This is a genomic window from Nostoc sp. (genome assembly GCF_036917155.1).
Classification (GTDB): Bacteria; Cyanobacteriota; Cyanobacteriia; order Cyanobacteriales; family Nostocaceae; genus Nostoc.
In genome coordinates, this window is sequence record NZ_JBALDZ010000147.1 from 19,032 (window position 1) to 32,797 (window position 13,766).

The following is a 13,766-nucleotide window of genomic DNA, read 5'->3' on the forward strand; positions in this document are numbered from 1 at the left end:
CTTCTGTAGAGTCGCCATCACTTGAAAAACCCCCCTCGCAATGTCCCGATATCTTCTCGACTTATGGCGAATCGCAAGCAGTCAAAAGCTCTAATCCGAAATCATATTTTTCCAGTGAGGTTAAGCGACATCGAACTGGATATGATTCGGATTAAATCACAAGACGCGGGAATGTCAGCGAGTGAACTGATGAGACGCAATGCGTTGATGCGTCCATTACCCAAACGGTTGAGTAAAATTAGCCTACAAACATATTGGGAATTAGGACAAATTGGCAACAACTTAAACCAACTTGTCAAGGCAACTAACACAGCACCCTAGCTACAATTCACTAACTTCTCTCTGGGACTTCAGTTGAGATGCAATCAGGGGAATTTTGGGCGCAAGAAAAAATCCAATTAAACTGGCAAAAAGGATTGGTGTAAAAGGACTTAAATTAGTCAGCTTTGACAGTAGCAAAGTCGTACTTATAGGTGTACGTGTTACGGCTGCATTCAGAGCCGCCATTGTACAAATCATGGCAAGAGTGGAATTAAGCCCCGGAATTAAGATTACTACTGCTTTACCAATACAAGCACCAGTGAAAAACAGGGGGATGATGAATCCACCGCGCCACCCACCAGTTACCGTCAAGCTAATGGCAGCCATTTTACCAAGAGCAAGAGTTAAGAGAAAAATAGCACCAAAGTTAGTAGTAAGGACTGACTCTAATTCTTCATGTCCAAAATAACGGGTTAGGGGTAATAAAACTGCTAAAGTACCAAGCGCAAATCCTGCTAATGTTGTGCGTACATAAATGGGGCCGGGAATTCGAGCAAACAAGCGATCGCAGCCACGAAAAATGCCTATAAAAATCCATCCCACCACCGCCCCAATGATTCCGAATATGATAGCGATCGCAAAATCATCGATCTTTTCTAGGTGGTATTGGGGAAAATGCCAAGTGGGTGCAATTCCCAAATGTGTAATTGCTGCAAATACCAGATAACTAGCGCAACTTGAAACAATGGCTGGCATCAAGGCTTCATAATATTCCACAATCTGCTCATGGTGTAAAATCTCCAGGGCAAACATTGCACCGCCAAGAGGTGCGCCAAATAAAGCGGTGAAGCCCGCCGCCATCGCTGCTAAACTGATAGTTCTGAGGTCTTCACCCTGGAGTTTTAAGCGATCGGCAACCCAAGTACCAAAAGAACCTGTTACTTGTACTAGTGGTGCTTCTGGCCCAGCACTACCACCTGCCGATATGCTGATTAGAGAGGCAAGAATCATTGAGGGATTTTTGCGAGAATCTAAGCGTCCGCCGCGAAAATGGATATTATCAACAATCACGGCAATTTCACCGGGATTTCCCAGGAAATGAATCACCAGCCCGATAACTAAACCGGCTAGTGGCATCACGATCAGGAGGCTAAAACCTTCAAATCGTTGCAGCTGGTGAGTTAAAAGTTCTAAAACATTCCAGTACAACGCAGCAAATAGACCACCAGCAGTGCCCACAGCTACCCAGAGGATTAGCCACTGCGAAATCATCAAGGGATTACGTTTTACCAGTCCAAAAAGTTGGGCAAATGTCCAGCGTTGAGTTTGATTGGTAGCGGTGGGCTTTTTTGGGAACACAGCTTATTTCCTATTTGTGAAACGAAGAATATAGAATATTACGTTTTTGATCGTAAAGGCTATTTCGTTCACAATGGATAAAGATAATTGCTTCATAGATGCTAGTATTTCTGGATAATTCAGCATACCAAAACAAAATAAACATTGCCTTTTGGCTTCTTACCGTTATCTTATGTTGTAACGGTGCAGGTAAACCAACTCACTTATGAGCCGAATCATCGCAGTTTTTAATCAGGCGGGAGGTGTTGCCAAAACCACCCTTACCCAAAACCTGGGCTACCACCTAGCACAACTGGGTCATCGCGTCCTGCTCATCGACATAGACCCCCAAGCCAGCTTAACCATTTTTATGGGCAAGGTTCCCAGAGAATTAGAGCGAACTGTCAACAATGCCATTATAGATGAGCAACCCCTACCAATAATATCGGGCATTCATAGCATGGATTTAGCCCCGGCTAACATTTCTTTGAGTACGGCAGAAATGCAATTGGTTACTGTTGCTATGCGCGATTTCCGCTTAAGAGAAACTATTGAACCAGTTGAACAAGATTACGATTTCATCTTAATAGATTGCCCTCCCAGCTTAGGGCTACTTTCTTACCTCTCGCTTGTAGCCGCTACTCATATTCTTGTTCCCCTGGAAACCCATTTCAAAGCCTTTGAGGGAACAGGCGAACTCTTAAAAACAGTGGACACAGTTCGTAAGAAAGCTAACCGTAAACTACAAATAGCTGGGTTTGTACCCACCAAGTACGATGCCCGTAACTCCCAAGACACTCGCACCCTAGCAGCCATCACCGAACAACTAGCCAGCGCCGGAACTGTCTTTGCCCCGATTCCTCGCTCCACTGCTTTTGTTGATGCTTCAGAAGAACGAATGCCCCTTGCAGTTTACGAACCCAAGCACCCATCTGTCGCCATCTTAAAAAAAATAGCCGTTAGTTTAGAATCCTTAAAATGAGACGCACTACTAAAGCCAGCCAGCCCCTTAAAAGCAAAATTGATGTACCTTGGGACACTACAGGCATAAACAATGCCGATTCTCAAGTGTCCCTGCCATTAGACCAGATTGCTCTGCCGCCGAATCAACCGCGCCGTTATTTTGACTCCGAAGCGTTAAAGCAGTTAACTGAATCCATCAAACAGCATAGCATTCTGCAACCCATTTTAGTACGTCCCCTGGATGGAGAAAAACATGAATGAGTCGCAGGAGAACGCCGCTATCGTGCTGCCTCAAGTATTGGGCTAAAAGTTGTCCCCGTCGTCATTAGAGAGTTAGACGACAACGCAGCTTTTCAATTTGCACTTCTAGAAAACTTACTTCGGGAAGACCTCAACCCAGTTGAAGAAACTGAAGGTATACTGCAACTGCTGGCTCTCAAACTAGGTCGAAGTGTTGAGGAGATACCCCCATTACTGTATCGTCTACAACGCCAACATTATAAAGCATCTACAGTTAGCCATAACGTTATGGGCGAAACCGTTGTTGATAGTGTTGAGCCTACCCATAACGTTATGGGCGCCGTTACTTCACAATTACTGTGCAGGCAATTTTTACAAAAATATCTAAAACTTAACCTTATTTTAATCCATATTAGTGATACCATATAAACGTGAAAATGGGATAAATAAGTCAGTTACTATATTTAGAGTTCAGTTAAAGATAGCTAAAACCTCGGCTAGGTTGAAAGCATTTTCTTAATTATTAAAGTGTTTCAAACCGTGATGATATAGATTAAAAATCTGTAAGAAGTGGAATAAAGATGCCATTTTAGGCATACTTTTATTCTGCTAACTCTAGCCATGCAAAGTAAGCAGCAGTAAATGTTAATATATGCCTTGCATGACTCCATGTTCCATTCCTATTAAAGCAATTAACTGACTTCAGATTTCCACTTCTAGAAGAGCTAATCTTTATTAGGTCAGAAGTTGAATAGAAAGCTATCCATTTACAAATAATCTCTTTTCAAAACGCTATTGAAGTAGCAGTGCTAATTTGTACTGTTGTCTTTCAACGTCCTTATACAAGAAGAAAAAGGATAAAGCTTAAAGAGAAAGAGCTTTGAGTCGAATGGCACGCTTGATAATGTGAAATGCTTGCCATGTCTGGGTGTAGAGGTTTGGGTTACAGGTTTGGAAAAAACAAGAAAATTTAAAAGGGAACAGGGAACGGGCAACAGGCAACAGGGAAATCCCCATAATTAAAATCAGGGGATTTGTACAAGGACACATTGAAACATCGTGGCTGACGCCATCTCGTTTCAAATATTTTTATCTCTTTTCATAAATAAATTTAGGGGCTTTAAACCCTGTATTCGGGGCTAATTTTTTTTCTGTTCCCTGTTAAGAGTTCCCTGTTCCCGCCCCGAAGGGGCTTGGTAAAATAAATGTGGTCATGAATAAATTTCTTTTTTCTCTAACAATGCCAATAAGTCCAAGATTTTTTTCTACTCGATTTTTAGGTATGAAACGTCGGGAGTAAGAAGAGGCATTTATCACAGTAATGTTCATTTTGTAAGATTTTACCGCTTAATACTTCACATTTTCTTGGAGGCTATTATGCTTTCTTGGATTCGTCATTCTCTATTTACAACTCTTTTATCTGTCGGAGTTCTCCAAAGCCTTCCGGTACAGGCCCAAGACACTCTGATGTTTCATGGCAATCGTCAACGTCAAGGCTGGAATAATGCAGAGACAATTCTTACTCCCACCGTAGTTCGCAATGGTGGTTTTAGTCGTCTTTGGGACTCATCGCGTTTTAACAGTGTAACTATTGGTGGAACCAGCTATGCGCCTCATCTCTACGCGACACCACTCTATGCCGATAATGTTTTCATTTCCACTGGTTCTTTCACTGGAACCTTCAACGTCGTATTTGCTGCAACTAATAACGGCGATATCTATGCAGTCAATGCATTTGCAAATGGTAGTGTTGCGGCTGGTACAATCCTCTGGCACACCAATCTAGGGAAACCCGTCGTTGTACCAACCTCCTCGCTTCTTGAAGGTCCAATCCCAATGGGTGTCCTGAGTACCCCAGTGATCGACCGTACTAACTACTCTCCAGGGCGGCTTTACGTCGCTAGCGTCGTTGACAATGGTGCAGGCGGAGAGTGGCGCGTCTTTGCTCTCAATCTGAGTAACGGTGCGACTATTCCAGGTTGGCCGACTACAGGTATTCCAATCAACAATAGTGCGTTAAACACAAACAACATCAACAAAAACGGTGGCAACGGGAAGGCAACCTTTGAGGCAGCAACTTTAATGTCACAGCGCGGAGCGCTCAATATTAGTTCTCTTGGTAGCAAACTTTACATTCCATTTGGCGGCTATAACGACACTGCTGCTGGTTGGTTAGTTGTGATCGACACTGCTAAGGCAACGATTCTCAGCGCCTTTTCTGGTGGACAGTCGTCCAGAACGGTTAACGCCGGAATGTGGGGTGCAGGCGGTGTCAGCATCGATAGCGATAAGAATATTTATGTAACAACGGGAAACAGTAGCCACCCGACTTATGATACTACCGCCAATAATTGGGGTGAATCACTGCTAAAGTTTGACTCGCCGCTGAGTATGCTGACAGGCACTTATACACCTAGCAACTATATCAGCTTAGAGATTGGTGATATTGATGTTGGTGGTAGTTCTCCCGTCGTGATTGACCTCAATCCAGCCACGACAGATGCACCAAAACTGGTTGCCTTTGGTGGCAAGCAAGGGACAATTTACCTACTTAATCGGGTGTTGCTTCCAGGTAGCTTGACTAACCGTTCTGCAACCAGTTCTCCAGAGAAGTCATTACTTGCCTCGCCTACTGCTCATCCATTGAATGTATTCAGTCCCGATTCCAGTTTGCGTGGGAATTCGGAATATGCAAAGATGCGTAGTACGCCAGCTTATTTTAATAACGGTACTACTGACTATTTGTATGTCTCAGGTGTTAGCAAGACAACTGGTAGCGATGGTGGTGCAACAACAAATAGTGTGCCCCCATCTATCGTGCGATTGCGTGTTTCCCCATCTGGTGGTTATAACAATGGAGCTTCAGGGCGTTGGCCTTATCTAATCAACGATTTGAGTAACAATAATCTGCTGTTTCTTTCACCTGGCGCACCAGTAGTCACAAGCAACGGAAGCAACAACCCGCTTGTTTGGGTATTGGCGGCGAATGTGCGACGCTCAGACTCATTAGTGAGTCCCACGACGCCGCATCCAATTCTTTATGCGATTGATGGTAACGATCTCTCCCTGCTCTGGAATAGCGCCAATTCCTGGAATGTCTGGAGTAATCCAACGACTTGGAATCGGGACGAAGCACAACTTCAGGTTGGTGGGAAGTATAGCACGCCAACTATTGCACATGGAACAGTTTTCGTTGGTACTGACCGCATTCAAGCTTTCGGACTGCCTGCTACCGATCCCACAGTGCTAACTCCAACTGCCGACACCTATGTTCGTGATGGAACTTATGCTAACACCAACTTTGGCACTGTCAGTACGCTTCAAGTGAAGACTACTTCTAATACTGGTTTGAATCGCAACGCTTACTTTGCATTCAGCCTTAACGGAGTCAGTAGCGTCAATCGGGCAACACTACGCATCTGCGTCGATACGAACGATGGCACGAGCGTGCCATTAGATGTTTTTACATCGACCCCACTCTGGTCAGAGAACACGATGACCTGGAACAATCAGCCTGGATTTGGCACATCGCCGCTCAATCCAACTTCCATTTTAGTTAATGGAACTCAGTATATCTGGTATGAATTTGACGTTACCAATTATGTGCAAACGCAGAGGTCTGGCGGCGCGACTGCAATTAGCTTTGCCTTGCACAGTCAGAACAATGCTGGTACTAATATCAACCTTAAGTCTCGTGAGGCTAGTGTCAATCAACCACAGCTTGTAATCAATCCTTAAATCTGTCCGAAAACTAATTCTAGTTAGCTGGAGTGTTCAAACTTGAAGTTGTAAATAGTAAATAACTGATAAGCATTTAGACACGAATGGCACGCTTGTAAAGCTGGGGAGGCTGGGGGAGTAAAGAGTGATTATTGGTATCGGGTATTAGAGCAACCAGCTTCATTAAATAGAGAAGTACCAACACTTTGATTTGCGCCACGGACATTGATCCGCCCATCAGGAAAAATACTCTCAACAATGCCGACATGACCATAGGTTATATTAGCACCAGAAAAAGAGCGTTCCATGACCACAATCGCGCCCGGTTGAGGTTTAATCGTGGAAAGCTCTTTTACATCCATCCGCGATTTAATCACTTATCGAAATATGTTTTGGATGTTTCCGGTGGATTTAATCTTGACACAGCGGTTTGAATCCATTAAAAAATTGCCAAATTTAAAAATGCCAGTTTTATTCATTCATGGCGCTGCTGATTCGACTGTACCCTCTTTCATGAGTGAAAAACTTTATGCTGCTGCACCCGAACCAAAGCAACTATTGTTGGTTCCAGGAGCAGATCACAACAATACCGCAGTAGTTGCTGGTTCACAATATTTGCAGTTGGTAGAGTCTTTTGTCCAACAGATGCAGACTCCTCGCTATTTGAACAACTTCGACTAGCTTGGCTATCCCTTACGGTGTTGGCAGGGTTGCTTGTACCATTTTGGATTTTAGATTTTGGATTGGGAATTGCCTTGGTGCGTCTGGCTTGGCGTGAATTCATCTGTTGCAATCATTTTTCAAATTGGTATTACTTCACAAATCTTCATCAAAATTCTATTCCGATATATCGCGATATATTCCGATATATCGTATATTAGAGAAAGTTGATTTGAGATTTACTTATGTTTAGACACTTTCGGTCACGTTTTGGCGCACCTGCATGGGCAGGAGTTAGCGAAGAGGATTCATTGCTTGTCAGGTCTTGGTTTGGCCATGACAAGCATCATGGCAGACATCATGAGAAACACTTTGGCCATGAAATGTTTGGTCGTGGTTGGGGAGATGAACACCGGACTCGTCGGGGTGACATCAAGTTCATCCTGCTGGAATTGTTATCCGAGCATCCTAGTCATGGTTACGATCTGATTAAAGAGATGGAAACTCGCTATGGTGGTTTCCGTCGCCTCAGTCCTGGCTCGGTGTATCCAACACTCCAATTACTGGAGGAAGGCGGTTATCTCAAGAGCGCACAGGAAGGTGGTAAGCGGATTTACACGATTACGGATGAGGGTAGACAATTATTAGCAGAACGTACCCAACAAGAACCTTCAGACTCACCTTGGGATACCTTTAAAAGTTTCGTTACAGGTAAGCCCCAAGAGTTTATTGAGTTGCGGAATGCCGCCACAGAATTAGCTGCTGCGGTGGTGCAGGTTGCTCGTAGTGGCAATATGGAGCGGATAAATCGGGTGCGTGAGCTTTTAGAGCAAGTTAAACGGGAAATTTACGCGATTCTGGCTGAGAAATAAGACGGTTAGAGTTAGAGAGACGCGATAAATCGCCGTCTCTACAAGGAATTTATCCATCAATTATTTATTGACAGGCTCGTAGTAAGGACTTTAGTCCTATTTTATCAGTACTAAACTGCTTACTACAAACCCTCTAGTCTTTGTTTGCGCTGTTAATAGCATTAGCGTTCGCTGTCTAGCATCTTCATTTGATGTTCATCATAACGAGTGCCTGCGATCGCTGATGCGGGAATTGCTGCTTCGATGCGGGTTAAGTCTTCTGGGGATAGGTTCACATCTAGAGCCGCCAACGATTCGGCAAGTTGGGTGCGCTTGCGTGCGCCGATAACCGGCACAATATTTTTGCCTTTTGCAAGTACCCAGGCAATAGCCAACTGTGAAGGGAGAATTCCTTTCTCAGCGGCAATTTTCTTTAGTTCTTCAATTAGGCGTTGGTTCTGGGCAAGGTTTTCTTTGCTGAAGCGTGGCAAGTAGGCACGGATGTCTCCTTGTGTGGCTGGAGTGGAACCACTCAGCAGTCCTCGCGAAAGCACGCCATAGGCAGTTACGCCAATGCCAAGTTCTTCCAGTACAGGAAAAATCTCGCTCTCAGGATTACGGGTAATCAAGGAGTATTCGATTTGCAAGTCAGTGATGGGGTGGATGGCATGGGCACGGCGAATAGTGTCCGCTCCCACCTCCGATAAACCAATGTATCGGATATAACCAGCTTTAACTAGCTCGGCGATCGCACCGATGGTGTCTTCAATGGGAACTTGTGGGTCTAATCAAGCCGGGCGGTAGATGTCAATGTGGTCTACTCCCAATCGGTTAAGACTATAAGCTACAAAGTTTTTCACCGAAGCGGGACGGGTATCTATACCAATCCATCCGCCATCAGGAGTGCGTAAAGCGCCGAATTTCACAGAAACCAGTGCTTGATCTCGACGATCCTTGATTGCTCGACCAATTAACATTTCATTGTGCCCACTGGCATAGAAATCGCCAGTATCCAACAATGTAATCCCGTCGTCGAGTGCGGCTTGGATAGTTGCAATGCTTTCGTTCTCGTCTGCTACACCATATATACCGGACATGCCCATACATCCAAGAGCTATGGGGAAAACAGTTAGTCCAGTGGAACCAAGTTGGCGAGGTTGAATTTGATTTTGTGTAGTCATATTTAAATTTTCAGTTGTTTTGCTTCTAGTGGCGTGGCAAGCAAAAAAATTGTGCATGAGACGTAGGTTGGGTGGAGCGGAGCGCAACCCAACATATATAAGGATGTTGGCTTTGGCAAAGCCTCCACCCAACCGACAATTTTTTTGCAACATTTTAACCTTGACACACCACTACCCGGATTTCTCACCAATGCTCAAAGCCTGTGCTTGTGCAGGGGAGCAGGGGAGCAGAGGAGAGTTATTGTACAAGTTCTTTCCCCTCTGCCCCTCCGCCCCTCTGCCCCTCTGCCCCTCTGCATTTCAAACTTGTGAGAAATGCGGGCACTAGTATTTGCTGGGTTTGAAATTCTCTGCGTCAGTCATAATCGATTTAATATGGGCTGGCAGTGGGGCGGACAATTATCTCGTTCACACCAACGTCATCCGGTTGATCGATTGCAAAGGCGATCGCTCGTGAAGCGCGTATCCTGGATTTCTCACAAGCGAGAAATTGAGGGGTGTGGGGAGAATGAGGAGGAATTGAGACACTGCGCTTCATATCGAGCGCTTTGTGCAACGCAGCACCTCCACACCTCCCCACCCAAAAGCGTGAGAAATTCGGGTTTCCCAATGCCCAATACCCTCAAAAATTAGAAGCGATCACACTTGGATCTTGCTGAATGAGTAAGTTCAGGAATGTCCACAACTGTAAATCAGTAAAATCTGGAATTGCCATAAATGCGCCGACTGACTGCAAAACTTGCGGATCGTGAGTGGAAGCGATGCCAATGGTGCGGATATCTGCGCTCACTGCTGAACGAATACCAGAGGGAGAGTCTTCTAAAGCGATCGCATCTCCTGCTTGAATACCCAACTTATTCAAAGCAACTTGGTAGGGTGCAGGATCAGGTTTACCTGCAATACAATCATCCGCCAAAACAACTGTATGAAACGCTTCTTTGATTCCCAAAACCTCTAGCATAAATTCTGCATTTAATCTCGGGGCATTAGTTACTAATGCTCGTTTTAATTGATGTGTATCTGTCCATTCTAGTAATTCCGAAAATCCACTCAGCGGTTTAAGATGCGAGGCAAGTTTGCGGAAAAGTGCCTCTTTTTCATCTGCAAATTTTTGCCCTTCTACTGCTGATAATTGTGGCAGAATGTCCTTAACAATTTCTGGATTTAGCCCACCACTAATTCGGGATTTATAAAATGTTTCGTCAATTTCTATGCTGTAATTTAACAGCATTTCCTGCCAAGCTCGGTAGTGTATGGGGTCAGTGTTGACAATAGTGCCGTCTAGGTCAAAGAGAATTGCAGCCAGCATAATTTTTTGGTAAAATGTAAATAATTGTTAACTTAATTTAAATATTTTACATGGTTTTTTGTATTTTTTCCTTACAGGAAAAAGTCGCGAATTAATCTGCTAAATCCGAAAATCTATACTTAATAGGGCATGTAAGGACAGACAGGTAGAACATCTCAACAAACTGCCGTACAATTGATCACCTTATGTGTAAGCAAATGCTAGCCGCGACAAACTTTTTTCGTGTTGATGATTTACTGGTGCAGATTTACAACACTGAAGTCGAAATGGCCCAGGATGTTGCCGAAATCACCCAAAAGCATTTACAGCAAGTTCTTAAGCAACAAGCAAGAGATAGCCGCTGTATTGAAACTGCAACCCAAAGACATTGGATGCCAAATTGCCAAAATTGTTCAGGGGCTATCTTCCCTCGTATTTCGACTCCAAAACGCTTAACATTTTCTCTTCCACGACAGTCAGATAAGGGCTATCCCGCTTCCCCAACGACTGCAACAGATTTTTGACTGTCTCCTCCAATGTATGTAATTAGGATACAGCAACATTTTTGAGGATGGTCATCGGCCCTTGGGCTTTGAGAATTTCCATTTCTGCTGCATTCCGCACTAGCAAAGCACCAGCGAATCCTAATGAATTCACAGAGATCGATTGGAAATGCTCCTGCGATCGCGGTACAATCAACATCCATTCTCGTGTCACTAACAGATTGTAAGCACCAGATTGCTTTGCATCTAAACCCACAGCCTGACGCAAAGCGCGATAAACTTCCAGCGTTTCTTGTGCCCCTGTAAATGGCAACTGTACCCAATTGGAATTTAGTGGTGCGAAAGCGTGTGCAAAAGGAAGTTTTGGTGAAGTTGTATTCAAGTTCTGAAATTGTGCAGACTTCAGCAGAGGTTCAATAGGCATCTGTGGCCCTTCAGGTGCAAGTGGTAGAGGAACTAATTGCAAGTGTTTGTGTCGCTGACTAGCACCTGCGGTTTTGCCACTGTTGTAAAATACTAGACCATCGAAATCAGCCAAACACACCCACATTGCTGCAAAATCTTCCAGAGTGAGTAAGCTTTCCTGTTCCTCAAAGCTACGGGTGATGATTAGCTGGTGATAATCAACAACATTGAATTTATTTAAAATACATAAATGAGTATCAGAAATATCTGCCACAAATAAATCTTCTTCGTAGGGCAAAAAAGGATTAAACTCTTGACCAGACTTCACAGATTGTTTTTTCTGTTTTTCGTCGGCTGCTTTTTTGCGATTCAGGTTAGACAAAATCCGGACTAAAAAGCGCACGTTATCCTGTTCGACAAATTCAAACTCCGTCGGTATTGATAGCAACGCCCCGCATTGCAAAGCATGTTCTGTCTGTTTTTTGACACTTGTCCATAAAGTACCAGGTTGAAGTAAGATTTTACCCTGTGCCATTTTATTCCTTCAGATATGGATATAACACGCAATCGGAGTGTACATCTGTGCGCCCCTAAAAATGACTTAGCCCGGATTTCTCACCAATGCTCAAAGCCTGTGCTTGTGCAGGGGAGCAGGGGAGCAGAGGAGAGTTCAATGTGCCAAGTTCAATCCCCTCCGCCCCTCTGCCCCTCTGCCCCTCTGCATTTCAAACTTGTGAGAAATGCGGGTTAGGAGTTACGCACACTCTACGAATTCTCGGCGCTCTTGGCGTCTTCTCTACGAGACGCTGCGCGTTGGCGTCAGCCTCTCGAAGAGAAGGCGGTTCGATAAATTAAGCTTTTTAGCAATTTTTGCGTAAGTCCTATGACTATTAATAGTTTTTCCCCTATCCCCTGCCTTTCTGTATCAGGTGGGATGCGGTAAGCAAAGTACCAAACCTTTCACAATAACGCAATACCCCTGCAACAAAACTGTCATAAATAATATCTACATTAGTAATACATCTAAATATCCTTCCAGACAGCAATGCAAAACCAATCTCACGATGGAGAAAACCCATCAGATAGCATTTTATCCAACACCGCTGACACCAAATACCATAATCGAGCGCCCTGGAAAAAGGCGGCAGCCTCTCTATCGCTGGTGTTATTGGGATCAGGTATGACATTGGCAGGTGGCTATATGGCTGGACATTCTCAGCAGGTGTCTGAGACTGCATCTAATTTGGCGGTGAGTCGAGTCAGTGCTGCTCCTCCATTAGCAGCAGGTGCAGATCCTAACTTTGTTACACAAGTGGTGCAAAAGGTTGGGCCAGCTGTGGTGCGAATTGACTCTTCACGAACCATAAAAACCCAGTTACCAGATGAATTTAACGATCCAATTTTCCAACGCTTCTTTGGCTCTCAAATGCCAGAGCAACAGAATCGGGTAGAACGGGGTACTGGTTCAGGTTTTATTATTAGTGCTGATGGTCGTATTCTTACCAATGCCCACGTAGTCGATGGTGCTGATACGGTGACAGTTACACTCAAGGATGGGCGTAGCTTTAAAGGAAAGGTGTTAGGAAAAGACGAGTTGACTGATGTTGCTGTTGTCAAGATTCAGGCAGATAATCTACCGTTAGTAGCTTTGGGTAACTCAGATCAGCTGCAACCCGGAGAATGGGCGATCGCGATCGGCAACCCTCTTGGACTGGATAATACAGTAACTACCGGAATTATCAGCGCTACCGGACGCAGTAGCAATCTAATCGGCGCTCCCGATAAGCGAGTCGAGTATATTCAAACCGACGCAGCGATTAATCCTGGTAACTCTGGTGGGCCTCTACTAAACGCCCGTGGCGAGGTAATTGCCATGAATACAGCCATTATTCAAGGGGCACAAGGATTAGGGTTTGCTATTCCCATCAACACAGCACAACACATTTCTAGTCAATTAATAGCTACAGGCAAAGTACAACATCCTTATTTGGGAATTCAGATGGTGGGGTTAACGCCTCAACTCAAACAAAATATCAACTCAGATCCCAATAGCGGTTTGAGTGTGAGTGAAGATAAAGGTGTATTAGTTGTGAAAGTTGTCCCAAATTCACCAGCTGCTAAAGCAGGGATACGTGCTGGTGATGTGATCCAAAAGCTTGGCAATCAAGCAGTTACAGATGCCAGCAGTGTCCAAAAGGCAGTAGAAAATAGCCAAGTTGGAGGCGATTTACGTATGGAATTAAGTCGCAATGGGCAGAATATTAACATAGCTGTGCAACCTGGCGCTTTCCCCACGCAAGTACAATAATCGCTTTGGTGAGTCGTTGTACAGAATGAATTTTGACCGAAAAGGCTG

At 44.4% G+C, this 13,766-nt stretch carries 10 protein-coding genes and 4 pseudogenes; 9 read left to right on the forward strand and 5 right to left on the reverse strand.

Annotation, left to right across the window (positions count from 1 at the left end; genetic code table 11):
• Positions 1–21: 21 nt before the first annotated feature.
• Positions 22–321: a plasmid mobilization protein gene (locus V7K67_RS19915; protein ID WP_335168051.1), complete on the forward strand. Its 300-nt coding sequence runs from the start codon at positions 22–24 to the stop codon at positions 319–321.
• Here the strand turns inward: V7K67_RS19915 and V7K67_RS19920 are convergent, their stop codons facing one another.
• Complete coding sequence (locus V7K67_RS19920; RefSeq protein WP_334733219.1) at positions 322–1,620, reverse strand: chloride channel protein; 1,299 nt, start codon at positions 1,618–1,620, stop codon at positions 322–324.
• 205 nt (positions 1,621–1,825) lie between these two features.
• On the opposite strand from V7K67_RS19920, the gene V7K67_RS19925 reads away from it, so the two are divergent.
• The 3 genes and pseudogenes from V7K67_RS19925 (at position 1,826) to V7K67_RS19935 (ending at position 6,540) form a co-directional block, all read left to right on the forward strand.
• Positions 1,826–2,581, forward strand: a complete 756-nt coding sequence (locus V7K67_RS19925) for a ParA family protein (RefSeq protein WP_335168054.1) — start codon at positions 1,826–1,828, stop codon at positions 2,579–2,581.
• Positions 2,578–3,231: pseudogene (locus V7K67_RS19930) on the forward strand (ParB/RepB/Spo0J family partition protein). The gene V7K67_RS19925 and the pseudogene V7K67_RS19930 overlap by 4 nt, the downstream one beginning before the upstream one ends.
• Positions 3,232–4,179: 948 nt before the next feature.
• Entirely contained in the window at positions 4,180–6,540 is a 2,361-nt protein-coding gene (locus V7K67_RS19935; RefSeq protein ID WP_335168056.1) for a CBM96 family carbohydrate-binding protein, read from the forward strand.
• A 131-nt stretch (positions 6,541–6,671) separates the two neighbouring features.
• Here V7K67_RS19935 and V7K67_RS19940 read toward each other — a convergent pair whose 3' ends face one another.
• A complete protein-coding gene (locus tag V7K67_RS19940; protein WP_334733222.1) occupies positions 6,672–6,830 on the reverse strand; it encodes a CHAP domain-containing protein in 159 nt (52 codons plus the stop codon).
• Between the two features lie 22 nt (positions 6,831–6,852).
• Between V7K67_RS19940 and V7K67_RS19945 the strand changes: the two are divergent.
• Together V7K67_RS19945 and V7K67_RS19950 are read left to right on the forward strand one after the other, a co-directional pair.
• Positions 6,853–7,203 (forward strand): annotated as a pseudogene (locus V7K67_RS19945) (alpha/beta hydrolase); the annotation flags it as partial.
• Between the two features lie 224 nt (positions 7,204–7,427).
• Entirely contained in the window at positions 7,428–8,054 is a 627-nt protein-coding gene (locus V7K67_RS19950) for a PadR family transcriptional regulator (RefSeq protein ID WP_334706621.1), read from the forward strand.
• A gap of 161 nt (positions 8,055–8,215) precedes the next feature.
• Here V7K67_RS19950 and V7K67_RS19955 read toward each other — a convergent pair.
• A pseudogene (locus V7K67_RS19955) lies at positions 8,216–9,367 on the reverse strand (aldo/keto reductase).
• A 162-nt stretch (positions 9,368–9,529) separates the two neighbouring features.
• On the opposite strand from V7K67_RS19955, the gene V7K67_RS19960 reads away from it, so the two are divergent.
• Positions 9,530–9,847 carry a hypothetical protein gene (locus V7K67_RS19960; protein WP_334733223.1) on the forward strand — a complete coding sequence of 106 codons (318 nt, stop codon included), beginning with the start codon at positions 9,530–9,532 and terminating at the stop codon, positions 9,845–9,847.
• Here the strand turns inward: V7K67_RS19960 and V7K67_RS19965 are convergent.
• Positions 9,837–10,523 (reverse strand): HAD family hydrolase, encoded by a 687-nt coding sequence (locus V7K67_RS19965; protein ID WP_335168057.1) that lies wholly within the window; start codon positions 10,521–10,523, stop codon positions 9,837–9,839. The two genes, V7K67_RS19960 and V7K67_RS19965, sit on opposite strands and share 11 nt — an antisense overlap.
• Before the next feature lie 197 nt (positions 10,524–10,720).
• Here V7K67_RS19965 and V7K67_RS19970 point away from each other — a divergent pair.
• Positions 10,721–10,849, forward strand: a pseudogene (locus V7K67_RS19970) (glucosamine-6-phosphate deaminase); the annotation flags it as partial.
• 199 nt (positions 10,850–11,048) lie between these two features.
• Here the strand turns inward: V7K67_RS19970 and V7K67_RS19975 are convergent.
• Positions 11,049–11,945 (reverse strand): ATP adenylyltransferase family protein, encoded by an 897-nt coding sequence (locus V7K67_RS19975; protein ID WP_334733225.1) that lies wholly within the window; start codon positions 11,943–11,945, stop codon positions 11,049–11,051.
• A 510-nt stretch (positions 11,946–12,455) separates the two neighbouring features.
• On the opposite strand from V7K67_RS19975, the gene V7K67_RS19980 reads away from it, so the two are divergent.
• Positions 12,456–13,718, forward strand: a complete 1,263-nt coding sequence (locus tag V7K67_RS19980; protein ID WP_334733226.1) for an HhoA/HhoB/HtrA family serine endopeptidase — start codon at positions 12,456–12,458, stop codon at positions 13,716–13,718.
• Positions 13,719–13,766 lie beyond the last annotated feature (48 nt).

Bases quoted from the DNA above. Each gene is read 5' to 3' on its own strand.
- V7K67_RS19925 (WP_335168054.1), top strand. From the start codon at position 1,826: ATGAGCCGAATCATCGCAGTTTTTAATCAGGCGGGAGGTGTTGCCAAA.
- V7K67_RS19935 (WP_335168056.1), top strand. From the start codon at position 4,180: ATGCTTTCTTGGATTCGTCATTCTCTATTTACAACTCTTTTATCTGTC.
- V7K67_RS19940 (WP_334733222.1), bottom strand. From the start codon at position 6,830: ATGGAACGCTCTTTTTCTGGTGCTAATATAACCTATGGTCATGTCGGC.
- V7K67_RS19950 (WP_334706621.1), top strand. From the start codon at position 7,428: ATGTTTAGACACTTTCGGTCACGTTTTGGCGCACCTGCATGGGCAGGA.
- V7K67_RS19960 (WP_334733223.1), top strand. From the start codon at position 9,530: ATGCGGGCACTAGTATTTGCTGGGTTTGAAATTCTCTGCGTCAGTCAT.
- V7K67_RS19965 (WP_335168057.1), bottom strand. From the start codon at position 10,523: ATGCTGGCTGCAATTCTCTTTGACCTAGACGGCACTATTGTCAACACT.
- V7K67_RS19975 (WP_334733225.1), bottom strand. From the start codon at position 11,945: ATGGCACAGGGTAAAATCTTACTTCAACCTGGTACTTTATGGACAAGT.
- V7K67_RS19980 (WP_334733226.1), top strand. From the start codon at position 12,456: ATGCAAAACCAATCTCACGATGGAGAAAACCCATCAGATAGCATTTTA.